General features: G+C 50.3%; 16 protein-coding genes. 9 read left to right on the top strand and 7 right to left on the bottom strand.

The features are described 5' to 3' along the window. Positions 1-134: 134 nt before the first annotated feature. Entirely contained in the window at positions 135-2135 is a 2001-nt protein-coding gene (locus tag ACR6Z4_RS24730; RefSeq protein ID WP_479720004.1) for a monovalent cation:proton antiporter family protein, read from the bottom strand. Positions 2136-2511: 376 nt separating this feature from the next. Further along, positions 2512-4356: a mechanosensitive ion channel family protein gene (locus tag ACR6Z4_RS24725; protein WP_479720003.1), complete on the bottom strand. Its 1845-nt coding sequence runs from the start codon at positions 4354-4356 to the stop codon at positions 2512-2514. A gap of 246 nt (positions 4357-4602) precedes the next feature. On the opposite strand from ACR6Z4_RS24725, the gene ACR6Z4_RS24720 reads away from it, so the two are divergent. The 3 genes from ACR6Z4_RS24720 (at position 4603) to ACR6Z4_RS24710 (ending at position 7912) form a co-directional block, all read left to right on the top strand. Next, positions 4603-5013, top strand: coding sequence for a hypothetical protein (locus ACR6Z4_RS24720; RefSeq protein ID WP_479720002.1), 411 nt, complete (start codon positions 4603-4605; stop codon positions 5011-5013). 482 nt (positions 5014-5495) lie between these two features. After that, positions 5496-6284 (top strand): pentapeptide repeat-containing protein, encoded by a 789-nt coding sequence (locus tag ACR6Z4_RS24715; RefSeq protein ID WP_479720001.1) that lies wholly within the window; start codon positions 5496-5498, stop codon positions 6282-6284. 176 nt (positions 6285-6460) lie between these two features. Continuing rightward, the gene (locus tag ACR6Z4_RS24710) at positions 6461-7912 is read left to right on the top strand and encodes a RecQ family ATP-dependent DNA helicase (protein ID WP_479720000.1); all 1452 of its coding nucleotides are present in this window, start codon (positions 6461-6463) and stop codon (positions 7910-7912) included. Positions 7913-7921: 9 nt separating this feature from the next. Here the strand turns inward: ACR6Z4_RS24710 and ACR6Z4_RS24705 are convergent, their stop codons facing one another. Beyond that, complete coding sequence (locus ACR6Z4_RS24705) at positions 7922-8500, bottom strand: DUF3611 family protein (RefSeq protein WP_479719999.1); 579 nt, start codon at positions 8498-8500, stop codon at positions 7922-7924. Between the two features lie 520 nt (positions 8501-9020). Here ACR6Z4_RS24705 and ACR6Z4_RS24700 point away from each other — a divergent pair. The 4 genes from ACR6Z4_RS24700 to ACR6Z4_RS24685 all read left to right on the top strand — a co-directional run bounded on the left by ACR6Z4_RS24700 (position 9021) and on the right by ACR6Z4_RS24685 (position 13090). Next, the gene (locus ACR6Z4_RS24700; protein ID WP_479719998.1) at positions 9021-9782 is read left to right on the top strand and encodes a winged helix-turn-helix domain-containing protein; all 762 of its coding nucleotides are present in this window, start codon (positions 9021-9023) and stop codon (positions 9780-9782) included. A 95-nt stretch (positions 9783-9877) separates the two neighbouring features. After that, a complete protein-coding gene (locus ACR6Z4_RS24695; protein ID WP_479719997.1) occupies positions 9878-11320 on the top strand; it encodes an ATP-binding protein in 1443 nt (480 codons plus the stop codon). A gap of 141 nt (positions 11321-11461) precedes the next feature. Continuing rightward, positions 11462-12217, top strand: a complete 756-nt coding sequence (locus ACR6Z4_RS24690; protein WP_479719996.1) for a pseudouridine synthase — start codon at positions 11462-11464, stop codon at positions 12215-12217. Positions 12218-12262: 45 nt separating this feature from the next. Beyond that, on the top strand, positions 12263-13090 hold the full coding sequence (locus tag ACR6Z4_RS24685) for a helix-turn-helix domain-containing protein (RefSeq protein ID WP_479719995.1): 828 nt from the start codon (positions 12263-12265) through the stop codon (positions 13088-13090). Between the two features lie 239 nt (positions 13091-13329). Here ACR6Z4_RS24685 and ACR6Z4_RS24680 read toward each other — a convergent pair whose 3' ends face one another. Then, entirely contained in the window at positions 13330-14376 is a 1047-nt protein-coding gene (locus ACR6Z4_RS24680; RefSeq protein WP_479719994.1) for an alcohol dehydrogenase catalytic domain-containing protein, read from the bottom strand. 43 nt (positions 14377-14419) lie between these two features. On the opposite strand from ACR6Z4_RS24680, the gene ACR6Z4_RS24675 reads away from it, so the two are divergent. Beyond that, positions 14420-15103: an SAM-dependent methyltransferase gene (locus ACR6Z4_RS24675; protein WP_479719993.1), complete on the top strand. Its 684-nt coding sequence runs from the start codon at positions 14420-14422 to the stop codon at positions 15101-15103. Between the two features lie 63 nt (positions 15104-15166). Continuing rightward, positions 15167-16981, top strand: a complete 1815-nt coding sequence (locus tag ACR6Z4_RS24670; protein WP_479719992.1) for an FAD-dependent oxidoreductase — start codon at positions 15167-15169, stop codon at positions 16979-16981. Here ACR6Z4_RS24670 and ACR6Z4_RS24665 read toward each other — a convergent pair. From ACR6Z4_RS24665 to ACR6Z4_RS24655, 3 genes are all read right to left on the bottom strand, one after another. Further along, complete coding sequence (locus ACR6Z4_RS24665; protein ID WP_479719991.1) at positions 16917-19544, bottom strand: hypothetical protein; 2628 nt, start codon at positions 19542-19544, stop codon at positions 16917-16919. The two genes, ACR6Z4_RS24670 and ACR6Z4_RS24665, sit on opposite strands and share 65 nt — an antisense overlap. Positions 19545-19547: 3 nt before the next feature. Continuing rightward, positions 19548-20774, bottom strand: a complete 1227-nt coding sequence (locus tag ACR6Z4_RS24660) for a glycosyltransferase family 4 protein (RefSeq protein ID WP_479719990.1) — start codon at positions 20772-20774, stop codon at positions 19548-19550. Between the two features lie 192 nt (positions 20775-20966). Then, on the bottom strand, positions 20967-24608 hold the full coding sequence (locus tag ACR6Z4_RS24655; protein ID WP_479719989.1) for a tetratricopeptide repeat protein: 3642 nt from the start codon (positions 24606-24608) through the stop codon (positions 20967-20969). Positions 24609-25081: the final 473 nt, after the last annotated feature.

The following is a 25081-nucleotide window of genomic DNA, read 5'->3' as shown; positions in this document are numbered from 1 at the left end:
CCTTTTGAAGGGGGGCTAGGGGGGATCAAAACAGGATTGGGCAAGTATTAGGAAACTTATTTATACACTGTAGCTGCGTGGGGGCACAGCCCCCACACCCCATGATGCAAAATTTAGTGTTTGCAACCCCAGTTTCAATACGTTGACGTCATTAGATTGACGAATAGATTTTGTTCTTCTGCATCACCGACCACTAATAAGCGATCGCCCCTTTCTAATTTGAATTCTCCGGTGGGATAACGATAGATCTGTTTATTGCGTTCGACTGCCATAACCGTTGCACCCGTTCGCCGACGGATATTGGCTTGAGCCAGACTCAACCCCAGTAACGGTGATTCTGGGTGAAGCATATACCAGTGGTGATGCAGCCCTTCGAGGGTTGTTTCCAGATCCGCTAACCCCCAATATTCAGCTCGTTCGGGCAAGATGTCGCGATACCGACCTGTGCGATACCGATGCACCGTTCGCTGGACGGCAGTGGCAGAATCTCCCAGCTTCAACAGCATATGCGCACCCATTTCTAGCGCAGCTTCAAATTCCGGTTGCACAACTTCCTGTGCCCCCAGTTGGTAGAGCGCATCAATTTCATCATTAGCATGGGCACGCACTGTGATATCCAGGTCAGGGGCAAGGCTGAGGGCACGATTCAAGGTTAATCGAGTCGCCATTGGGTCTGGTAAAGCGATCGCCATTGATTTTGCTTGGCGTAGATTGGCTTTTCCTAGCACCACTTCGCTAGACGCATCCCCAAATAAATAAGGAATGCCCCGTTCTCGCAGCGTTTGCAGAGCTGCTTCATTATTATCAATCACTAAGATGTGATGCCCCTGAAAATACAGCATTCTCACTAAGGTCTGCCCGACTCTGCCATAGCCGACTACGACGACGTGATTTGTCAAGTCGGCTTCAACCCCAACCAGACGCGGCGGATGATTTAATTGCAATATAGGGCTGACCAGAGGCAGTCGTTCTAACCACTGAAGCAGTGTGGGAGTAGCTTTCAAAAAAAATGGGGTGAGAACCAGAGTGGCAGCGGTTGTGCCGACGGTTAAGCCATAGAGATGGGCAGGAAACAAGCCCTGACTCTGGGCGACTCCGGCTAAGACAAAGGAAAATTCTCCAATTTGGTTAATCCCTAGCCCCACTGTTAGCGCTGTTTTGAGGGAATACCCAAACAGTCTGACAATGGCCGCCACAATCACAGCTTTACCGATCAGGGTAACCGTGACCAATCCTAATAGCGTCCAACCATTGGCGAAGAGAAAGCCTGGATCGATTAACAAGCCAATGGAGGCAAAAAACATCGTGGCAAAGACATCTCGCATCGGCAGCATCCGATCGAGGGCATGATCGGCATATTCAACGTTAGAAACCATCAACCCTGCCACAAACGCACCCATGGCAATGCCCAAGCCAATGGTGTAAGTCACCAGGGCAATACCCAGGCACAGCACCAAAATGCCGAGGAGAAAGAGTTCTTGTGAGCCACTCCGGGCGATCGCCCGGACAAACAGAGGAATGACCCACTTGCCCGCCAGGATAGCAACGCCCAGAAATAGAAGTGCCTTCAACAGTGCCCGAGTTAACGCTAACCCGATCGCATCGGTCGGTTCTGTCAGCACCGGCAACACTGCCAGCATCAACCCCAGCCCCAGATCTTGCACGATCAACATTGCCAGCATCACTTGCCCATGAACCGTCTGGACTTCGTTCCGTTCGATCAGACTTTTCAGAACCACAGCGGTGGAAGAAAGAGATAGCGTCGCACCCAAAAAGATTGCCTTGGGTAAGCTATCTACCCAGCCCGTGTAATAGGCAAGCCCTCCCCCCAAGAGAATCGTCAAGCCAATTTGGAGGGAGCCTCCACCCAAGGCAATGGTGCGAACTCGTAATAGATCTTTAAGAGAGAATTCAACCCCCAGGGCAAAGAGCAATAACGCAACGCCAACTTCCGATAACACCTGGATATCACCTTCCAGCGAAATCAGCTTTAAGCCTGCCGGGCCCACAACCATGCCCCCCAGGAGATACCCCAACAGCACCGGCTGACGCAACCGATTTGCCAAATAGCCTCCGGTCGCCGCCGCACCCAAAACTGTGACGATTTCGACAATTAAGTGCAATTCGCCCGCCATTGCTTTTCTCCCGGTCGTTATTTATAGCGCTTTGTTGCCTGGACAGATCATGGTTGTTGAGAGAGCTGCGCTCCGCGCAGCTCTCTCAACCTTCGACCGAATCAACCCCTCGACTGCTATCTGTCGCGCTACGCACTCAGAACCGGGCGGGTGATAGGTTGAAACGCTTCCCTCCGTAGAGATTTTCAACTCATTCCCTGTCTTTACTTGATGGCGTCAGGCTTTCAGAGGTGCGGATTTGGGAGATGAATTGGAGTGTAAAACCAAAGGTTTTACACTCCAATTTATCCTTCTAGTGAGCGATACCTTTGCATCAGTCGATCCCGGCAATCGACATCAGTATGCCCAGTTCTGGCGGCTCAGTTCGAGTAGAGAGTTATTTGCTTCCCCCATCCAGATGTGATGAATCTTGCGGGTTCCCCGTCAGGTTAGCGGGTGATTTGGGGTGATCAAAGGGTTCGTCTTCTATATTGCTCACCCAAAGCGACTGCTGAGGTACACCGATGTGAATATCGGCTTTGTCAAACGCTTGTTTTAAGCGCCGCCGATATTCACGGGCAACATCCCATTGTTTCAAGGGTTGGGTTTTGATCCACAGGCGGATGGTTGCTCCAACATGGTCGAGCTGGTCAATGCCCAACAGTTTAGGAGGTTCTAGAATGATGTCGCGCCAGAGGCGATCGCGACTCATATCTTGGGCAACGTGGTCAATCACTTCCAACGCAACGTCGAGATTGGCCTGATATGCCACATTAACCGTCAAATCAACCCGTGCCCATTCTTTCGATAGGTTTTGCACGATTGTGATGGCGCTATTGGGAATCGTAATTAATCGCCCTTCGGAATTGCGTAATTGGGTAATGCGCAGGTTCATGTTTTCCACCAATCCCGACACATCTCCCACCACAATCACATCCCCCACACCATACTGATCTTCCAACAAGATCAGAAAGCCATTGATCATGTCTTTAATCAAACTTTGGGAAGCAAACGAAACGGCAAGACCAATAATTCCAGCACCGGCTAAGAGAGGCCCCACCTGCACCCCAATCAGCGACAGCGCCGTGATCACGCCCGTCCCCACCAACAGCAAGGTGACAATGCTTTTGACCACCCGCGCAAAGGTCGAAAACCTTAACGTCACTCGTTGAGAAACCTCAGGTGCCAGACTGGTGCTATCTTGTAGCACCCAAAAAAAGCGATCGACCACCACCTCACTCAGGCGAATTACCAGGTAGGTGATGACAAATACAATCAACAGCTTCAGCGGAATTTGCAAAATTCCTACAATCGTGGGCTGAAGCCAACGACTATAGGGAAACAGCCCCAGTATAAAAAAGATACTGCCTGCCCAAATGACAATTTGCCCCAATTGCAACAGTCGCCGTTCCAGTTCGTTGACCCGCCGTTTTTCCCGGTTTTGCATCTGCTGTTGCAACAATGCCGTTGTATTACCCGTAGCGGTGACTGGTTGGGTAGATAGGGTGACAACAGCGGAGTCTGTTGTCTGTTGAGCCTGGGCAGAGAGTACTCGTCGTTGCTGCCGTAAACGGGTCTGCATACGCTTGACGGCTAGACTCATTGCGATCGCCAGAACTAAAACCCCGCTAGACAACAAGGATTGCTGGCGCAAAAAGCTACCCTTCCGTTCCTGTTGTGCCCGTAGCAATGCCGTTTCGACAATTTGGGTCAGTTCTCCTGCCCAGGTAATCGAGTCGGTGCCATGAATCTGGGCATCCAGGGTAGTCACGGTCATTAGCTCGCTGGTCGTCTGCTGCGGTTCGCGTCCAGCCGTTACATAGATAACGGGTTGACCACTTTTATCTTCAATCTCAAACGAAACCTGGAGAGCATTGGGGTCAAAGTTACTGACAACAATTTGCTGAAGGCGGTCTTCAATAATTTTGGTGCGAGCCGCATTCGGATCAACCTCTCCAGATGCAGCAGAATCAGTACCCACGTCAGGAACGGCGATCGCAAACAATTGCCGTCCATCCAGCCAAACAAACTGCCGCGCAATTCCCGAATTGGTATTCCTGAGTAAACCACTGACATTGGGAAGTTTGAATTGCCCATCCAATTGACTGAACACTTGGGGAGAAGCCGCATCTAATGCGTGTCCCGGCGTCATTGGCAACAAAGACAACAACAGGGCGATCGCTATTCCTAAACAGGCGATCGCCCCTTGCATATATGACCGTTTGCACCGCTTAAAAAGCATAAATTCACATACTAAAGGAGAGCAACGAGTAGCTAACTGAAAACTAGTACACCAACCTAAAAGTTTTAGAGGGGGTTTGGGGGCTGCGCCCCCAAACCCCCATGTTGCAAAATTTCGTGTTTGCAACACTAGAACTTGAGATTTTACCCTAATGCTTCATTTGTCACTTACTTAGCTTGCAGGCTAGATTATGGGAGAAAATCAGCACCCTGACGATCTATGGGATCTCGTTCACCCCGACGAAAAATGACATCCAGCCCAAATAGGTCAGCTTACAAACCAAAGCCGTCATTTCTGTCCCAAAAAATTATTGTTGCCCTCTACCTGGCAATCGTATTTGTGATTGGCACTTTGATTATTCTATTTTTTTCTGGACGATTGGTTATCGGCGGAGTGCCATCTTCCATCATTATTCGGTTTCTGCAAGATGATATTGCCCGAAATTCTTATATCACCGGGGATAAAACAAGACTGCACGATCGTCTAGACGAGATGGGCATCGAAGCCCTGATCAAAGACCACTACCGTCCCCAAATTTCGAATGAAGCTGAACTCGATCAATATATTCACCAAATTTTGTACGATCGCACAGGCTACGTGGGTGAAGCTTACCGGGTCAACTCTGACAACAAACTAGAGCTAAGGATTGCAGATTAAATAGCATCAGAGAGCGATATTCCAAAACTGACTCGCAAACGTTCTGAATAAATAGCCATCTTTTTTGATTTGTGAACGTGATCAGCTGTGAAAGCGCCCACCTATTCATGCAGGCACTTTCACAACCCACCTGGGGGTTGCTATAGCGATCTCAAACGGGCGATGAGAAATGCGGTTTCTCTAGTTGTGAAGATTTTCACGAAACACCCCTGTTTTTTTTAATATTTTCAGTACACTTTGATAGATAATTTCAATCCAACTTTAAAAAAACTGCCTCCAAACAATTTCTCTCCAGAATCAAAGATCAATTAACCTGTCTTTTTTTTTGAGAGAGCCATGGCAGAGCCATGGCTCTCTCAAAAAATTAGGTTTTATAGAAATCCCCGATCCTCAGGAGTTGAAGGAACATTCAGCCATCAACCGCATCATAAAACTTCGATATATTTAAGTTATTTCATTCAACTGCACCACTGGAGTATGGTATGAAGTCCAGCATTCTTGCCGCTCTCACCTTCATTACAGTCTCGGCTATAGCCATCCCTGTTCGGGCGGAAAACTTAGTCCACACCCAGCAATTGATTAACACTCGCGCCTGCCCACAATGCGACTTGAGTGAAGGTGGCTTTGTTCTCACTAACCTGGCAAATGTTGACCTCAGTGGTGCCAACCTAACTCGGGCAAACCTCAACCGAGCCAATTTACAAAATGCCAATCTCAGAGGCGCAAATTTAGTCGGTGCCGTCATGTTTAGTACCGATCTGAGTGGTGCTGACCTGAGTGGTGCCGATTTACGGGGTGCCGATCTGCGCGAAGCCAATCTCTCGGGCGCAAATCTGGAAGGAACCAACTTCGACGGGGCTAACTTGCTCGGAGCCATTGGTTTGCCGACCCAAATTGCCACACCCGAACAACTTTATCTCTGGGGCTTAGCTGAAACCCAGCGCGGCAACTTTCGTGGAGCGATCGACTACTACAACCAGGCACTTAGCTTAAAACCCGACTTTGCCCATGCCCTTTTAGCCCGTGGGGTGGCACGGTTCCAGATCAGTGACCCCAATGGAGCCATTCGAGACGGACAACAAGCGGAACAACTTTACATTACCCAGGGCAATGAGCAGGGCTTCCAGACCGCCGTTCAATTTTATGAAGGCGTAGAAGCGATTCAAGAAGGTCGAGAAGCGGCTGCCCGACGAGCTGCCAATGGCGGGGGTGGAAATTTTGTCAATTTCCTGGGCGGTATAACTTCTCTGCTGTTGCGCATGATGCTCTAATTCAAACCCGGCTAAATCCCCGCAGGACATTGACCGTGAAACCGAGGGTTTCACGGTCAATGTTTTATTCAAACATCATCTGTCCATCGCGCAGGCAAAATTTCTCTATCCCAATAACACTGGGTTATTTGATATTTCTCCTGGGAACTCTATAACCAGAGTATTAGGATGCACGGATGGATGGTTCAGCACAAATCGCCTGGGAGCATGTTCGGTCTGAATTCCGAAAGATCTGGGGATATGACGACTTTCGCTCTCCTCAAGGTGAGATTGTTAGTAGTTTATTGGATCACAAAGATGCCCTGGTAATGATGCCGACCGGGGGTGGAAAGTCAATCTGTTTTCAGCTTCCAGCTCTTTTGCGGAGTGGATTAACGTTAGTTGTTTCGCCCCTGGTCGCGTTGATGGAAAACCAGGTGCAGGAATTACAGCGGCGAAATTTGCCAGTTGCCTTATTGCATGGTGAAATTCCGGCATACCAACGCCGACAAACCCTGTTAGCGTTAGAGCGGCAGCAGTTACGGTTGTTGTATTTGTCGCCCGAAACGTTGTTGAGTGAACCTGTATGGAAAAAGTTGTGTTTACCCTGGCTAAAAATTAATGGGCTGATCTTAGATGAAGCCCATTGTTTAGTTCAATGGGGCGATAGCTTTCGTCCAGCGTATCGACGCTTAGGGGCGGTTCGTCCGGCATTGCTAAAAACCAAAGCACCCAATACCAAAATTGCGATCGCCGCTTTTACAGCTACAGCCGATCCCTATGCTCAACAGGTAATTCATCAATCCCTTCAACTGCAAACTCCCGATACATTTTTAGTCAATCCCTATCGATCGAACCTTCACCTCTCTGTGCAGATTGCCTGGACGCCCAGAGGGCGACGGCAACAGTTGGTCAAATTTATCCGCCAGAAAAAAGGGGAGACAGGGCTGGTCTACGTGCGGACTCGTAGCGATAGTGAAACACTGGCGGCATGGCTGAGAGATCAAGGACTGGCAGCCTCGGCTTATCATGCTGGTCTCAGCCCCGATGAGCGCCGCGCCATCGAAACGGCGTGGTTAAACGATCGCCTGCAATTTGTTGTCTGTACGTCAGCCTTTGGCATGGGCATCAACAAGCCCGATGTTCGTTGGGTGGTGCATTTTCATGCCCCGGCGCTGTTGTCTGAATATGTGCAAGAGGTGGGTCGTGCGGGTCGCGATGGCAAACCTGCCGAAGCCCTGACGTTGATCAGTGAACCGACCGGATGGCTGGATGCAGACGATCGGCAGCGACTGCAATATTTTGACAATCGGATGCGATCGCAACGTCAGACGGCACAAAAGCTAGTCCATCAACTGCCTCAATCAGGAGAGGTCAGTTCTGTCTCTAAACAATTTAAAGATGGTGCGATCGCCCTGGCACTTCTAAACAGTAGTGGGCAACTGGAGTGGAAAGATCCATTTCACTATATTATTCATCCAGATATTGAACCCGACCGTTCGGCAAATGACTCTGGAACCTTGCAAATGGCACAATATCTCCGGATTAAAACCTGTCGCTGGCAATTTCTGTTAGAAGCGTTTGGCTTTCACCATGACGCATCGCAAATGCACTGTGGTCATTGCGATCGCTGTTTGCAACGACCCTGACATCATCCCCTATTGCCGACTCATCGACCGAATCAGCCAGAGCGAAGCAACGACACCGATAAAGTGCGCCAGGATGGTATTGATATTGGCTTGTACCAAAAAAATATCTAAGGGTTGAACAAACTGCGTCACCCGCTCTGCAAATATTGCCCCCCCTTGAGGTTGCGACAGCGATTTCGCCAGCAATGCCCCCACAATCGCTTGCCCACCCAATAGGGTCGATAACATCCCAACCAGATTAATCAACAACCCAACACGCAAGGCTTGAATGGCATCTCGTGGCGTCGGTCGTACTTTTGGATCGGGCGATTTCAACCGTCTGGATAACTGAATATAAGAAAATGCCCAATAGGCTCCGGCATAAATGAGCAGTAAACCTGCGATCGCAAAAAACAGCCCAAAGCCCGCCCCAGGATTTCCGGCATTGCTACGCGTATTTAAGCTAAAAACGGCAAAAATAATCACTAATGTAGACACAACTCCTAGAACCAGCTGTGCCCAAAAACTAATTGCCCCAGTCAAACGAAAGGCAACCGAAACTCGTTTTACGGCGGGCGGTAAAGAATAAGGCTCTAGCTTACTCGACATGCTGTTTAATCCACACTCAAGGCAAAAATATAGCAATTCTTAATGGCGTGAGGTACTGGCTGTTGCGTGAGAGCCGCGCTCCGCACAGCTCTCACGCAACAGCCGTACTTTCTAGGTGCGAAGCCGTAAACTACGCCAGATGATCCGTTTTATAGGGTTTATATGTATCTGCTAGTGAACTGGTATTGCAAACACTAAATGTCGCAATGTGGGAGATTAAGGCTGCGCCCCCAGAAGCGGGCTTCACCCCCTTCAAAGCTTCTAGTTTTGGTGTATTCGTGATCCTGAAACAGGGACGGAGCACCCATCCGACTGGTGATTGCAGAGTGGATTGTGAGCACCCTACCAACAGTCAAAAAACGGCTCCAGATCAACTCTAAATGACTACGCCCTGTATCATAGATAACAGAAATTCGTTTGTCAGTTAATTCTGAAGCTTCAGAGTCGGTATTGCTTCAGTTTGGTACTATGGGCTTAGATTGCTGTACGCTCACCGCTTAATCCAATTCATTCACTCATTATGTCAGCGACACTCGCATTAGAACCTACCAGATCCTCGCAAACAGTCAAACTCGGTCATGTTTTGATTGTAGAAGACGAGGAGCTGATTCGAGAGACGGTTGCGCTAGCGCTTAGAGAAGAAGGATACGAAGTTTTTGCAGTCGAAGATGGTCGCCTTGCACTGGAACTGGTGCATAGTGTGGGTAACGGGCGCTACCCTGAGTTTTCCGCGTTTGATTTAATTATTCTTGATTTAATGCTGCCCTATGTCAGTGGGCTTGATTTATGCCGATTAATTCGCCATGAAGGCAATAGCATTCCCATTCTCATGCTCAGTGCCAAGGGCAGTGAAACAGATCGGGTCGTGGGTCTAGAAGTGGGAGCAGACGATTATTTAACCAAGCCCTTTGGCATGAGAGAGTTGGTAGCCCGTTGTCGTGCCCTCCTGCGCCGACATCGCCATGCTCAACCCCAGGCACAAGACGAAGCGCTTAAGTTTCAAGATATTACGCTCTATCCCCAAGAATGTAGAGTCATGGTTCGGGGAGAAGAGATTAATCTATCGCCCAAAGAGTTCCGTATTCTCGAACTGTTTATTAGCCATCCTCGGCGAGTGTGGTCACGCGAACAGTTGATCGAGCGAGTGTGGGGTCCTGACTTTATGGGAGATAGCAAAACCGTAGATGTTCACATCCGCTGGTTGCGTGAAAAATTAGAAACCGATCCCAGCCATCCCAAATATCTGCTGACCGTCAGAGGATTTGGTTATCGGTTCGGTTAGTTTGGTAGAGTTGAGTGGCAGATTGATTGGTTCTCCTGAATCGGTGTTCCAATCTGCTTTTTGCAACTCAAACCTCATGCTGCTAACTGTAAACCGTGGGATTGCTAAGCTTCTTGCTGGGATTAGGAATCGGACTACTTCTGCTATGGCGGCAGCGATTAGAGTCGAGCGAAAAAATTGAGACTATTTTACGTAGTCTGCGGCAAGAGGCTGATTCGTCGTCGTTGTCTTTGACGTCTCAGCTGAGTCTGGCGATCGCTCGTCACCAGCAAATTCAACATCAGCTAGAGCAGCAACTAGAAAGCTATCGGCAAATCCTACATAAGTCGCCGATGGGTTTTCTGCAAGTCGATGACGAAAATCGGCTCATTTGGTTTAACGCCCAAGCTCAAAAACTATTGGGAATTACCCCAGACCATGCCTCGCGTTTACCTCGGCTGCTGTTGGAGTTAGTTCGATCCTATGAACTTGATCACTTAATCGAGGAAACCCGCAACTCCGATCAGCCTCGGCAAACTGACTGGACATTGTACCCGGTCAGCTTAAACCCCTCCGACCCTTCCCAACAAAACCCCTATGCCCTGAGAGGATACGGGTTTCCCTTGCTTGATGGTCACGTTGGTATTTTTTTAGAAAATCGCCAAGAAGCAGTGACGTTAATGCAACAGCGCGATCGCTGGGCATCTGATGTCGCTCATGAACTCAAAACACCGCTCACCTCAATCCGGCTGGTCGCCGAAACCCTTCACTCACGAGTCGATCCACCGCTACAAGGTTGGCTAGAACGACTCATTGGCGAAGCAACCCGACTGAGCAATCTGGTTCAGGATCTACTCGACTTAAGCCAAATCGATCGCGGCTCTTTTAAATCGCTACACCTGAAAACGATCGATCTACCGGATCTGATCCAAGCTGCCTGGCTGAGTCTAGAACCTCTGGCACGCAAAAAGCAGTTGCAACTGGACTATATTGGGTCTTCACAATTGCACCTCCAGGCAGACGAATCTCTGCTCTACCGAGTGCTGATTAACCTCTTAGATAACAGCATTAAATACAGCCCACCCTGGCAAAGCATTCAGGTCAAAGTTTCTGCTGACGAACTGGAGCCTGACCTTACACAAAATGACACAAATGCATTACAGGCAACAAATAATACTAGCCAAATCTGTATTGAAGTCATTGATAAGGGACCTGGGTTTCCCGAAGAAGCCTTACCCCATGTATTTGAGCGCTTTTATCGAGCCGACCCAGCCCGTTCTCAACACCCCCCGGATTACAATGTTTTGAAAAAATCTTCTACGGAAGGTAATGTTACTAATATAACCAATCCTCCGATTGATCCCGGATACGATAGGTCTGATTTAAACACGGCTGAGCTTCAGCACCGAAGCAGTAGCGGTTTAGGATTAGCTATCGTTAAGCAAATCGTTGAAGTCCACGGCGGAGACGTTTATGCTAGCAATCACCCTGAAACAGGTGGAGCATGGCTGAGAGTCTACCTACCCTGGGAACACCCTGAATTATCGTCAGTAGATTAAAAGTCTTCAGGAAATTGGGGTTTTTGATTGGTTGCGATTCCTGTAATATTTGTACATATCTTGTACGTGACCCTAATCTACTTTCAAAATTGAATGGGTTGAGATTCAACCGATTCGTGTTCTACCTAGAATGTTTAGTCGATGGCTGACAGGCTTCAAAAAATTCTCTCACAATGGGGGTTTGCCTCTCGGCGACAAGCTGAGAAAATGATTCTAGAGGGTCGTGTACGACTAAATGGAAACGTTGTACAGCTGGGACAAACCGCAGATCCAGCGCAAGACCAAATTGAAGTAGATGGAGTCTTAGTCCAACCCAACAACCGACCTCAAGCTATCTACTTGTTAATTCACAAGCCTCTTGGAGTCGTCTCTAGTTGTAGCGATCCCCGGAATCGAAAAACCGTTCTAGATTTGCTACCCCCTCCTCTAAACGACCAGTACGGAATTCATCCGGTTGGTCGCCTTGACGCAAATTCCACAGGAGCTTTGTTATTGACTAACGATGGAGATGTGACTTTTGCGCTGACACACCCTTCCCATGCGATCCCCAAAACGTATCGGGTATGGGTTCAGGGTTGTCCATCTGAATCAGCTCTAGACCAATGGCGGCAAGGCGTTTTGTTGTCAGGTCAGCTCACACTCCCTGCTGAAGTTAACATTCTTAACGCACGTAACCCCGTTAAAACATTGCTGGAGGTCGTGTTACGAGAAGGTAGAAATCGCCAAATTCGCCGGGTAGCAGAACAATTAGGACATCCCGTCATTCATTTACACCGGATCTCCATCGGCTCAATTGAGCTACATCGGCTTCCCGTCGGTCATCACCGTTTCCTTCACCCAAAAGAAATACGCTTTTTAGAGAGTCAAGTTGCTTCAATGAAGCATGTTCTTGCCTAGTAGACGCAGATGAACTTATATAGATAGATGGCTAGATTAAAGGTTATGGCTAAAGAGAACGACACCCTGGAGCAGGAACAACGCCGCAAGTTGTCTGAGTTGGGTGGGTATCTTAAACAGGTTCGTGAAGAGCAGCAGTTGACACTCGAACAAGTTGCAACCAAAACGCTGATTCGACCAGCTGTGTTGGATGCAATTGAAACTGGGGCACTTCACCGTTTGCCGGAACCAGTTTATATTCAAGGGTTTATTAAGCGCTACGCAGAAGTTTTAGAACTTGACGGGTCGCAATTCTCAAATTCTTTTCCCATTCGTCTGGAGATTCGTTCTACAACCCCGTTGTGGAAAATGTCTGCGGCTGCTCAGTTGCGACCGATCCATCTCTACACCATGTATGTAGTGCTGATCATGATGGCAATCAGTGGGTTGTCTTATTTGATGGATCGTTCTTCTCCATGGTCATCGGGAAATATCGTCACCAGCCCACCGACGATCCCGCAATCGTCTACAGATACAGGGTCTAATGCAAGCGAAGCGCAAACACCTTCCACGGCAATTAGCAATGGACTGTCTGCGGTGTCAGGCAAAGCGGTGCAAGTTGAGATGACGTTGACGGCTCAGTCCTGGATACGGATCGAAGTGGATGGTAAAACTGAGTTTCAAGGGATCATGCCGGAAGGCACTCAAAAGGTGTTGACGGCAGAGACCCAACTCACGATTCGGGCGGGTAACGCTGGAGCCGTAATGTTGGCGTATAACAATGAGCAAGCACAGCCCATGGGCGCGCCGGGTGCTGTAGAAGAAAAAACATTCTCCACAGAGCAGCGAGCAGCTCGTTTGCCCAATGCCTCCTCTGATTCGGTCTTGAGGTAATCCTCACCCGTATTGGCAGCGAAGAATTCAGGATCACAGCAATACTAATTAAGAGAGCGACGGCAAAGCCATCGCTCTCTTAAATTTTAATTATGTCTTTGAGACCTCCGAGGTTTCGAAACCTCGGAGGTCTGACGCTCTGCTGCAAACACCAAATTTTGCAACACGGGGGTTGGGGGCTTCGCCCCCAAGAAGGGGTTCCACCCCTTCACCCCTTACAAAACTTTCGTTTTGCTGTACTAGGGATAAATCAGAATTTTGAAGGTCTCTGGGGTGGGTGAAACGGCACGTTCGACGGCTGCGGCGAGATCTTTAAGGGGATAGCGATCGCTCACCAGGGCATCGACATCAATCCGTTTGTTAAACACGATATCTGTCGCCAGGGCTTGCACCCGAAAAGACGAGCTATAGCTACCCATTAGATCAATTTCTCGACGATAAAGCAGATTGGGATTAATCGGGATCTCCACTTCATCGGGAAACTCCGCAAAGAATAGAATTTTGCCACCTTTGCGGGTGCAGTCGAGTGCCTGGAAGAACGCTTTTTCACTGGGAACAGCTAATATCGTCGTATCAACCCCCATCCCTGCCGTTAGTGACTGAATGTTGGTCAGTACGTTTGGATCGCGGGCATCGAATGCGGCTTCTGCGCCCAGATGTATGGCTTTTTCTAGGCGACTGGGGATCAAGTCCGTGGCGATCGCCCGTGCGCCAAAATAGTTCACCAACATAATAAACATCAAGCCAATCGGACCTGCACCCGTCACCAACACAGTCTGTCCCGGTTCGACCTGAGCTTTTTTGACGGCTTTGAGGCAACAGTTGGTCGGTTCGACAAAGCTAGCGGCTTCAAAGGTGATGTCATCAGGGATGGCAATCAGCCCCCCCTGCCGAACGATATGCCCTGGCACCCGAACATATTCCGCAAACCCCCCACCACTGGGCGCAAAACCTGCGGTCGTCGTGATCGTTTTATAGACCTCACACATCGAGAAATTGTCATTGAGGCAATACGCACAATGCATACAGGGGATGTGATGCAGCACCACTACCCGTTGACCGACCTGCCATCCTTTCACATCGGAGCCAACTGCTGAAATGATCCCGGCTGTTTCGTGCCCAAAAATGCGCGGCGGTTCATACAACGGATAGAGAATTTTTTTGATATCCGATTGGCACAACCCTACGACCTGCACCTGTACCAGTACGTCATCAGCAGCAATGTCTGGAATGGGTACTTCTTCGTAACTGAGCTGGTTGACCCCACGAAACACCTGTGCTTTCATTGATTACCTCCCTCTCTGGTGAACTATCTGGTGAACTAATTGTATGAGTGTCAAGCTAGAACACGTTGTACCCTTTGGGCGATCGCTCAGCGAGTACGAACGGATGTTTAACTTCTCTGCGGCTGATTATCACCGTCAAATTCTGGATTGTAGCGGTGGTCCCGCCAGTTTTAACGCAGAGATGACAGAACGGGGCTATTCCGTGATCTCGATCGATCCCCTCTACGAATTTTCGGGCGCACAGATCGAACAACGATTTCTGGCAACGGTCGATCAGGTCATTGCCCAGGTCGAAGCGACTCCCCACGATTGGGTCTGGAGTTTTCATCAAGATAGCCAGGACTTACGCCGTAATCGCACCAAAGCTCTACAACGATTTCTGAGTGACTACGACCAAGGACGGGCAACGGGACGCTATCGGTTAGCAGCTTTACCGACCCTGCCGTTTGCGACAGAAGCGTTTGATCTGGTGCTATGTTCTCATTTCTTGTTCCTCTATTCCGAGTTATTTCCGCTACAGTTTCATATCGATGCGATTTTGGAATTGTGCCGGGTTGGCAAGGAAATTCGTATCTTTCCGCTGCTAACCCTCGCCGCTCAGGTTTCGCCGTATATTGAACCCGTCCAGATGGCTCTAGCACAGGCAGGGTGGGCTAGTACTGTAGAAAAAAGTGGCTATGAGTTGCAAAAAGGTGGGAATGAAATGCTGAGGATCTGGCGAGAATGAGTTCAGATCCGACGTTTCCAAAAAGGCTGGGGATCTTGGTGAGGGTGGCAGGCAGGGGTAAGTATGCAGGAATTGACAACTGATGTTTTGGTCGTTGGCGGTGGCACAGGTGGCACGGCGGCGGCAATTCAGGCAGCACGACGGGGAGTGCAGGTGATTCTGGTGAGTGAGTTTTCCTGGTTGGGGGGAATGCTGACAGCGGCTGGGGTAACGGCTCCCGATGGCAATGAGCTGGCAGCCTGGCAAACTGGGATCTGGGGATCGTTCCTCCAGGCATTGCAGCAACGGCAACCGGAAGGGCTGGATCATGCCTGGGTCAGTTTCTTTACCTATGAACCCAGAGTAGGGGCAGAAATTTTTGCGGATTGGGTGCGATCGCTCCCCAACTTGAAATGGATGAGCGATCGCACGCCTCAAGCGATTCTAAAAAGTGGCGACCGGATCACAGGCGTTTGTTTTGAAGATGTCACGATTCATGCGGCGATCGTTTTGGATGGGACGGAATTGGGCGATCTCCTGGCTCTGGCAGAGATTCCCCATCGTTGGGGATGGGAATGGCGCAGCCAATGGCAAGAGCCTAGCGCCCCAGAGGCAGCCACTGACTTAACAAACCAGTATCCTGTGCAATCGCCCACCTGGGTTGTCGTGATGCAAGACGTTGGGGAAGGCAACTGTGCCCCAACCATTCCGGCTCCGCCCCTGGATGATCCCGATCAATTTATCGGCACCTGGGAGGGCTATGGACCTGAGTTGTTTCTCAACTATGGACGACTGCCGGGAAATCGCTTCATGATGAATTTTCCCCAACGAGGGAATGACTATGGCACGGGGTTGCATCGGTTGGTAGGGTCACAGGAGGAGCGATCGCAATTTCTTCAGGAAGCCCGCTGGCATTCCCAGAGCTACGCCCGATTTTTGCAAACTCACTTGGGGCAACGCTATGGCTTAGCGACCGATGTATTTCCGGATGGCAGCGCTTTTGCGCTGCACCCGTATTATCGGGAGAGTCGGCGGCTCCAGGGAATCACAACAGTCACGGAATGGGATATTTTGCCCATGGCAGAGGCAACAGTTGCGGCACTCCCCACCGACGACCACGGGCAGGTGACGGCGATCGCCATTGGCAACTACGCCAACGATCACCATTACCCCGGTTATGAGTTTGCCTTGCAGCCCAAATCAATTCGCTGGGGTGGACGCTGGACGGGCACGCCATTTACGCTGCCCTATGGCTGTTTGGTGCCTGCGGCGATCGATGGGTTGCTGGTATGCGAAAAAAATAGTTCCGTTTCTCATATTGCCAATGGGGCAACTCGGTTGCAGCCATTGGTCTTGGGCATCGGTCAGGCAGCCGGAATGGCAGCGGCATTGTGTATCGAGCAAACCTGTCAACCCAGAGACTTATCCGTTCGGGCACTACAAGATGCATTGCTCACCGATGCGATCGCCCCCACCGCACTGATCCCCTTATTCAACCTGCCACCTCAGCATCCCGATTGGCTCTACTGGCAACGCTATTACCGAGATCATCCCGACGCCTATCCCAGCAATGGCTATGCCCCAGTTGACCCGCAGGGTCAGGCATCCATGCCAACGCCGCGATCGCTGTCTTTTTCTGGCATCTTTCAGCGTCAAGGAGAGCAGGCGTATGAGTTCACAGTGGTAGAACCCAAAGCGATCGCCCAGCAGACTTTTTCTCTGGTAACACTGGATGCGATCGTCGATGGGCAACTCCAGCAGTGTCAGACGGGTCAATCGCTTCAGCTAGAGGGACGGCTTAATCACTCCGGTCAGTGGATTATAGTCAATCGCATTATTCAAAGCGCTGATTTTGAGTTGACCAGCGACGCAACCGATAAGTGTCATCCCCCCCAATGATCAGAGCAGGCATGCCGTTGTCTCCCAGATCGGCGATCGCCACGATCGCCTGCCCACTACCTGCGTCAATATCGCTGTAAATAATATTGCCTTGATCAGAAAAAATGATCGTGCGGGAATCGGGGGAAAGAGCGTGGTTAAAACTCATCTGAGTCTGATCGGTCGAGCTAGGTTGAAATAGCAGAATGGCTTCGGGTTGGCTATTCCCTGTCAGATCGATCAACTGCACTGACCAGGTACCCACCACCGCTAAATCGTCCTCAGGTTGGGCAGTCGAAACGGGCAGGGCATAGTCTGTTTGTCTAAACTCTTGCCAGAGAGCGGGTAGCATGGCATTGACCCAGGTGGGTTGCTCGGCGTATAGAGTGGACAGAGTTGTCATCGTTCCCGGTTCCAGCCACTGGATCGTCGGGGTCATGGCTAATGCCGGAAACGGTGATGTTGCCAAAGTTTCACTGGTTGAATCAGACGCTGCAATTAACAGTTGCAGACTGCCATTGCTATAGCGCGCCGCTTTGACTGTGGCTGGCAGGGTCTGAGACATGCCATCGTCGCTCCAAACCATGATTTGTACCTGGGGATCGCGACCCAACCCCAACACATTCCACAGTTGGTTAGCGGCATCGATCACAGAGAGATGCAGATCTGGAAAGGGCGATCGCTGCCACTGTTGCCCATCGTGGAAACTGGCAATCTGCACCCGATACCAGGATTGTCCAGAGGCTAACTGAAGCGACGAGTTGCCCCCCGGTCTCAGCCAATCTGCCGGATTGATGCTGGCAAGGCGATCGACGGTTCCCAGCCAACGACCATCCTCACGGATCGCATTATCAGCCGTCAACGTGTTCAATAATCCCAAGGTTTCCTGAAGCCGTGGATCGAGCGCCGTCAGTTGGGTCAGGGGATTGCCCCCACGCTCCAATTGTTGTTGTAACCAGGCGATCGCCGCTCCCCGATTTTGTTGGACAGCAATCACCAACATCCCCCAGGCTTGCACATCGGCTTGATTGGGATAGATCTGAGATGCCGCATTGATCCGTCGCCAGAGTCGCCCTGATTCATCTCGCAGCAAACTGGTGACGTCGTATCCGTCCCGACTTGCCGCTTGCAGAGACTTGAGAGCGTCCGTCCAGCGACCATCAATCAGTTTAGTGGTAATATCTTGCCCCGGACTCGACCAGGAATGACTCGCTTGTTGCTGGCTCAACTGGGCATGAAGGGCAACCAGATCGAGTTGGGCTTGAGCGGTTGCCGACCAGCTTTTTTCTCGCCCTTGCGATCGCTCTTTCGCCGTCTGAAGCAACTGCAACGCTGGCGACCATAACCCGCTCTGTGCCAGAAGAATGCCGTTTTTATACGTCGAATTATTCAGATCCATTGCGGTCAAAGGAATTGCCTCTAACCGCTGCGGATTTATCGCCGAGGCAGAGGATTTTACCTGGTAAACCTGAAAGGCAGGCTCTAGCCCAACCGTTTGGTTCACTACCAATTCTGGCACCGTATCCCCAGTGACCGCTTGCCAACCCGCCACCTCACCCGTTGGACTAGTCCACGCCGACAAAAGAGATAAGCGCGCTTGTTGGGCGTCGTAATATACCACCTGTCCATAGACCAAGCGATTGCTGCCTCGTTGCCAGTTGCCTTTGAGCTGAAGCCAATTGCCTGCTCCAGGGGGTGCAACTCCCGGAATGGGATTGATTTCCGTGAATGGTAACAGCCGGGATGAACCCTGGCTTTCTGTCGGGGTGCTGGCTAAGGGCGCAACGACAAAAAACTCTTCCGTTCCCCTGACGGCAAGGCGATCGGCTAATAATAAAACCGGGTCGTGGGCGGATTTGTGGTGAATCTGGTAAACGCGCAGTTCTGTAATTTGTCGGCATGATGCGGCGATCGCCGCCGCCGTATCACAGCTGTCTGTCTTTGCTAACACAGGCAGTAATAGATGGTCAGACTGAAGCGTAATCGGATTGCCCACCGTTAACCCCTCTTCTGCCAAACTGTCTCGAATGCTGCTCAAGGGTCTGGGTGTGCTGTCGCTGATCAAGGGCTTACGATTCCACTCGGGCATCATCCAACTTAGCCAGCTGACCGAACCGGGGTTAACAATTACGCGGATTGCCACCCAACCACTACCCACCAATAACGTGGCGATCGCCAACCAAAAGCCACTCACCAAAAAAGCAGAGACAAACCATCGCTCTAAAAACGGCACCTTCGGAGCGACCAATAGTTTGACGGCAGGTTCTTCATCCCATTCCTCATCGTCCCAATCGAGGTCATCGGCGTCCTCATCCTCTCGCTCATCGGCTGGCTCCAGGGCTGGACGACGCACCGGAGCACGGGTCTGAGGAGACACAAACACGGTGACTTTGGCAGCAGGTCGTTTGTCGGTTGGCACCGGGATCGAGGGTTGAGACGGTGCAGGTTGGGACGATGGCTGGGAAGAAGAGTCAGACGGTTGACTGAGCGGGGAGGATGTATCGACATGAGGCGATCGCTTCCCCTTCAAATGAGAGGCAACGAACAGCTTGACTTTCACCGCACGCTCCGGTTTCTTCTTCATCCTTTATCCTTTCATCAAAACCTGCTCATAGGCTCGTCCTGCCTGTTCCCAAGTATACGTACCTTCCACCAATGCTCGTCCCTCTCTGGCAAATTGATCCCGCAATGCAGCATCTTCGAACAATCGACTGATGGCATTAATGTACTCTTCTACCTGATTTGCCCGCAATGCCCTCAAAGGAACATCAGCCGTATCGACGGCAAGCCCCTCTAAACCGCGATCGCTGCCGACCACGGGTACCCCGGCTGCCATTGCCTCCAGGGTTTTATTCTTAATGCCAAAGCCAGTTCGCAGGGGTACCACACAAACGGTCGCCTGATGCAGTTGCTCGACCATTGACTCAACCCGTCCCGTGACCCGAACACCAGGGCAAGCTTGCAATGCCTCTACCTCTGGCGTTGGACGGGCACCGACGATGCTAAACGTGGCATCTGGATACCGTTGGCGTAGACCGGGCATTACATCCAGGGCAAAAAACCGAGCCGCGTCAATATTATGAGAGGCATCCATGGCTCCTACAAAAACCAGATGATGACCGCTGGGATCGCGATCGCGATAGGGAAATAGCTCCAGATCAACGCCATTGGGAATCACAGCAATCTTGCTTTTAGGGCTGAGATGGCGCATCTCGTCGCGATCGTCGTCTGTGGTCACAACAATGTGCGAAAACTTTTTGCAATAGCCTTTTTCGTACCGATAGAGCAGAGAGAGATAAAGGCGATCGCGTTGAGGATTTTGGGATGCTCCCATTTCTAAATGATTTCGAGTCCAGGCATAGACTGAGCTATGAACATCGACAACCGTTTTCACCGTCTTGCGAAACTCTGGGCGGATGTAGATTTCATTGACGCTGTGTTCGCAAGTAATCACATCGAATTTTCCAGCATTTACCCCAGCATCAATCCAGGCTTGCATCTCTGGAGCATAGCGATACAAGACATTTGGCGGGATCTGTTTGATCCAAGATTCGAGAAAATTGCCGATTTTACCGACTATTTTCTGGAGCAAGTTGGCTGGGATCGACTCGTCCGGCAACGGAAAAATGACAAGATCACTGACCCATTGCCGCAACGCCGCGATCTCTTCATCTGAGACGGCTGCATGTCGTTGCGTCACCAGGGTAACCGAATGGGTTTGGCTGAGATATTTGAGCAGATTAAACGTTCTGATCTCTGTGCCTCCCCGGCTGGGTGGATAGGGGAAGGTCGAGGAAATCATCAAAATATTCATGCAGCTACTCTTGTCAGGGCTAGTTCCAGTGAGAACGTTCAACCATCTAGTCTAATCACAGTCTTCTGAAACACCAACTGATTGACTATAGCGATCCTATTGGATTCGCAAACATGATTAGTTGTGAGAGCGCCCGCCCTTCGGGCGGACGCTCTCACAACTGATTTAGAAACGCTATGGATGGGCTAATCTTCAAAACCATTGCCCCAACTCAGAAACCGTTAATGGCATCGATTCCGCATATTCTGATCCAACTCCCGTAAAGTGGGGTTGGCTTGGTTCTTCGGGATCAGTGTTATCAGCCTCTGGAAAAACGGAGATGGGAGTTTCGTCTTCTACGTCAGCCGAGAGATGCTCAAAAAAATTGATCAGTGCGTTTTTCTCATCGGTCGATTGACTTTCACCGACCTGGGGATCGGTAGGTAATGATGCCGCGATCGCATCATCCAACGCCTTTTGATGCAGCCGTTGGGCAGCCGCATCTAATGCCGAAGCCGAAATCGCATCCACCAGTGTCTCGGCGATCGCAGGCTCTGGATGTCCATTGCTGATCGGTTCAGCATCAATGGTTTCAAATAAATCGATCAGGGTGCCGTCTCCCGACCAGCCTGTTTCTGCCAGATCCGATTCTGCATCTGGATCGTAGCCCGCTGAATCATAGAAAAAGCTGGAGATCGTCTCCGTACCAGACGCCGCGCTACTCTCCGCATGAGATTTAGCGGATGGATGGAAGTTATTCGGTTGGGTTTCCGTTCCGGACAAGGGCGTCGGTATATCGGTTGACTCTGGGGGGGCAGGCTGGTTGATTGAGGGGTCAGCGATCGCGTTTTCTTCTAGCGAGTTCAAGGTCAGCGCGTCAGGATACTCTTCAAACTCAGATGGATCTACCGACTCTTCATCGACTTCTTCAAACAGACTCGACGGATTGAACAGGTCTACAATCGCAGACTGTTCTTCGGATAAATTCTCTACACTATGCGCCGTTGCGCCGTTTTGCTCAGACTCAGCCACCTGCCCAATCGCCTGGAAAAAAGATTCCAATGTGTCGAGGGCAATCCCGTTATTCAACTCCGTCCCATGATGGCTATCAACCCCGTTACTGGACTCATGCGGATCGGCTGCCAATGCCTCACTGGTAAGGTGCTGAGGTTGTAGCGGAGATTCGATAGGCGATGATGCGATCGCTTCAGTTACAGATGCCTCGGTCGCAGGTACCTCAGGCGCAGGTGATACAGGTGTAAATGCAGTTTCCCCAGGTTCAGCCGCAGGTGCGTCTGGGATGGCAGCACTGGCTACGGAATGCAATGTGCCAACGTCTAAGCCTTGCTGGAGTCTAGATAGATTTTTGACCGCTTTATCAGCGTTCGCTTTATTGCCTCGTTGCATAAATAAATCAGCAGCTTTTTCAAAGTCAGCGATCGCTGCTTCAAAGTTTTGCAGTTTTTGCAACGTGATGCCGCGATAGTAATAGCACTGCGGTGCATCGGGAACTAACTCAATGGCAGCATTGTAATCGGTCAGTGCGCCCTGAAAGTCGCCAATTTTTTGCCCTGCTAAACCACGATAAAAGAACGCAATAGCAGAATCTGGCTGATATTGAATCGCCAGACTCAAATCGGCGATCGCGCCTAATTGGTCGCCCATCTCAGAGGCAACAAAGCCCCGGTTGCAATAAGCCGTAATGAAATTAGGATCGAGATCAACTGCGTGGCTAAAGTCAGACATGGCACTCTGGTAGTCGCCCAGGTCAAACTGCACCAATCCGCGATAGTTATAGGCGATCGCATCTTCAGCCGTAGTCCCCAAAACCTGATTAAAGTCTGCCAGGGCACCTTGCTTATCTCCCAGGTCATAGCGCGTTACAGCACGGTTCCAGTAAGCAGCCACATCATCTGCATGTAGAACTGGATGATCAAATCGATGGATCAATTGTTGAATGACTTCGCCATCGGTGGTGCGCAGTTTGAGTTCCAATTCTGGAAACAGAGATTGTTGGATCAACGAATCGTCCGTTCCCAGAACGGCAAACCGATGATCGGAAACCAGGAAGTTTTCAGATGTTCCTAAAATTTGGAACTGAAATTGCTCTGGATAGGTTTGCTTTAGGCGCAACAACCGTTGTAAAGTCGCTTGCAGCTCTTTCTGGCGCGGTTGAATCGCCCACCGCTGATTAATACTCTGAATGAAACGGTGTTCTCGTTCTGCCTGGTGGCACCAGCCCAAATCAAGCTGCCGCCCCTGAGCCAAAAATCCGTCGATCTGCTCAAACAACGCCTCATCCAATACACACTGACTCGACCAGGGCCAAATCAAAATCAACCGCTTTTGAGTCACGGCCAGCGCTTCTTCTAAGACTGCCCGACTACTATACGCGAAGCTATGCGCAGAGGCAGGTGTGGACGACGTTGATGCCTCCTCCGCCAGACTCGATTTAAAGTCAAACACTAGCTCATAGTGCGGATCAGATGGAAAGGAGCGCAGTTGCTGATTGATTTCCTGTAACTCTCGCCGCAAGGTATCTTCAATTTGCCGCTGAAGCTGAGGACCACTGGGTAGCGCTTGCAGTTGCTGCCCGATCGCTTCTAACTCCCGTTGCAATGTTTCTTCAATGCGAGCTTGAAACTGCCGCTGGGGTTGCAAAATGATCGGCTCTTCAGCCTTGGATGCAGCGACATTGGTGGGGAACTGAGCAACCTCTGTCTGGGCAACAAATGCCTGCACCTGTCGGTTAATCTCTCTCAATTCCCGCCGTAGCGTTTCTTCAACCTGCGATTGGAATACTTGTTGTTTTTGCAGCGCTTTCAGTTGAATCACAAGCGCATTCCAGTCATGCTTGGGCACCCGGTCGGCAACAATTCTAATTAACTCTGCCACTTCCTGCTTCAGAGAGCTGGGATCAAAGGGAGGCGGAAGTTTCTGAAATTGCCGATTGAGATGATTGATCTGATTTTGCAACGATGTCAGACTCGATTTTGCCGGACGAGACTGCAACTGTTGACTCAGTTCTTGCAACTTACGACGCAGACTTTCCTCATTTTGAGAATGCGACTCTTGTTGCTGATGCAACGCTTGCATCTCCGTCACCAAATTGCTCCAATCGCGTTTGGGGACTAAATCGGCAACGACCCGAATCAGTTCTGCCACCTCTTGCTTCAGAGCTGTAGAGTCAAACGGTGGGGGCAATTTTTGAAACTGGCGATTGAGATGATTGACCTGTTCTTGCAAAGACGTTAGGGTGGGTCTGGTCTGGTCGCTGAGGTTCTGTAGACCGTTCCGCAACTGATCGGTGTCTGCCCTGAGTCTGGCAATCAACCGATCAAGATCCTCAACCCGGTCGGATGTAGAGAGTTCCTGAATCCGGGCATTGAGTTGGGTAATCAGATCATTGACGTTTCTGTATTGATCTTGCAAATTAACAAGGTCGCGGCGGACATTCCCTAAATTCTGCTTTTCAATCGGGTCAAGCCGTTCTTGGAGTTCTTTTTGAACCGTTGAGATATCTTGGGAAAGACGCTCAAATACTTCACGATTTTTGATCAGCAGCGATTTTTTCACACTACCCAACGTCTCTGGTGTCGGCAGGTCAGCCACTTGCTGGTTGAGTAGCTCCATATTTTTAGAGAGCTTCTGGTCTAATTCGTGAACGGCGATCGCCCGATTTTGTTCTCCCAGTTGTATCAATCTCCGACGATTGATCAAATTAAGAACTAACACTAGCGATAATGGGGCAGAGGTATAGAGAAGTTGCGAAGAAACCGAAGCCGCAACCGTGCCCACCCCTAGTCCGACTAGTGATGCATATTCTGCAAAATCAAACCAACTACGATTCTTCAAGATAACCCTGCCCCAGATTAAACGGCTTGCAACTTGACAGGCTGAAAACGAAGATTGTCTCCTCCCAGCCCAGACAGACTTATTCGACTATTCCTTAGCTTTCTGCTGAGATCAGGAAATCCTTTTCAGAATGATCAATCCTGTAAACCGTAAATCTGCGTGTTTAGGGCACATTTTCGAGACATCTGGCGTACAAATCAAAGCTAGAGATACCGCCAATCTGAGCCTTATTTGTGCAGATTAAAGCGAACGTTTTAACTCTGATCACATATCTTCATTCGACTGAGTCCACGATTATGCCGGGGTGCCGGGGTGGAACCTCTGTTCGGGGACGTCGCCCCCGCTCCCCCTTGTCCTGACGCTGATGTGTAGGGCTGGCTATATAGCGCTGTGCAGGTTGTTCAGTACGGTGTTGTGGGGCGTGGAGCGCCCCACAACACCGTTTCTGTATTTAAAAAACTTGCACAGCACTA

It is taken from the genome of Calyptranema fuscum S582 (assembly GCF_055793305.1).
Note: the sequence above shows the minus strand (reverse complement) of the source record. Positions and strands in the feature narration are given on the sequence as shown.

Excerpts from the sequence above, each read along its gene's own strand:
- ACR6Z4_RS24730 (WP_479720004.1), bottom strand. The coding sequence starts at position 2,135 with ATGGCGGGCGAATTGCACTTAATTGTCGAAATCGTCACAGTTTTGGGT.
- ACR6Z4_RS24725 (WP_479720003.1), bottom strand. The coding sequence starts at position 4,356 with ATGCTTTTTAAGCGGTGCAAACGGTCATATATGCAAGGGGCGATCGCC.
- ACR6Z4_RS24720 (WP_479720002.1), top strand. The coding sequence starts at position 4,603 with ATGACATCCAGCCCAAATAGGTCAGCTTACAAACCAAAGCCGTCATTT.
- ACR6Z4_RS24715 (WP_479720001.1), top strand. The coding sequence starts at position 5,496 with ATGAAGTCCAGCATTCTTGCCGCTCTCACCTTCATTACAGTCTCGGCT.
- ACR6Z4_RS24710 (WP_479720000.1), top strand. The coding sequence starts at position 6,461 with ATGGATGGTTCAGCACAAATCGCCTGGGAGCATGTTCGGTCTGAATTC.
- ACR6Z4_RS24705 (WP_479719999.1), bottom strand. The coding sequence starts at position 8,500 with ATGTCGAGTAAGCTAGAGCCTTATTCTTTACCGCCCGCCGTAAAACGA.
- ACR6Z4_RS24700 (WP_479719998.1), top strand. The coding sequence starts at position 9,021 with ATGTCAGCGACACTCGCATTAGAACCTACCAGATCCTCGCAAACAGTC.
- ACR6Z4_RS24690 (WP_479719996.1), top strand. The coding sequence starts at position 11,462 with ATGGCTGACAGGCTTCAAAAAATTCTCTCACAATGGGGGTTTGCCTCT.
- ACR6Z4_RS24685 (WP_479719995.1), top strand. The coding sequence starts at position 12,263 with ATGGCTAAAGAGAACGACACCCTGGAGCAGGAACAACGCCGCAAGTTG.
- ACR6Z4_RS24680 (WP_479719994.1), bottom strand. The coding sequence starts at position 14,376 with ATGAAAGCACAGGTGTTTCGTGGGGTCAACCAGCTCAGTTACGAAGAA.
- ACR6Z4_RS24675 (WP_479719993.1), top strand. The coding sequence starts at position 14,420 with ATGAGTGTCAAGCTAGAACACGTTGTACCCTTTGGGCGATCGCTCAGC.
- ACR6Z4_RS24670 (WP_479719992.1), top strand. The coding sequence starts at position 15,167 with ATGCAGGAATTGACAACTGATGTTTTGGTCGTTGGCGGTGGCACAGGT.
- ACR6Z4_RS24665 (WP_479719991.1), bottom strand. The coding sequence starts at position 19,544 with ATGAAGAAGAAACCGGAGCGTGCGGTGAAAGTCAAGCTGTTCGTTGCC.
- ACR6Z4_RS24660 (WP_479719990.1), bottom strand. The coding sequence starts at position 20,774 with ATGAATATTTTGATGATTTCCTCGACCTTCCCCTATCCACCCAGCCGG.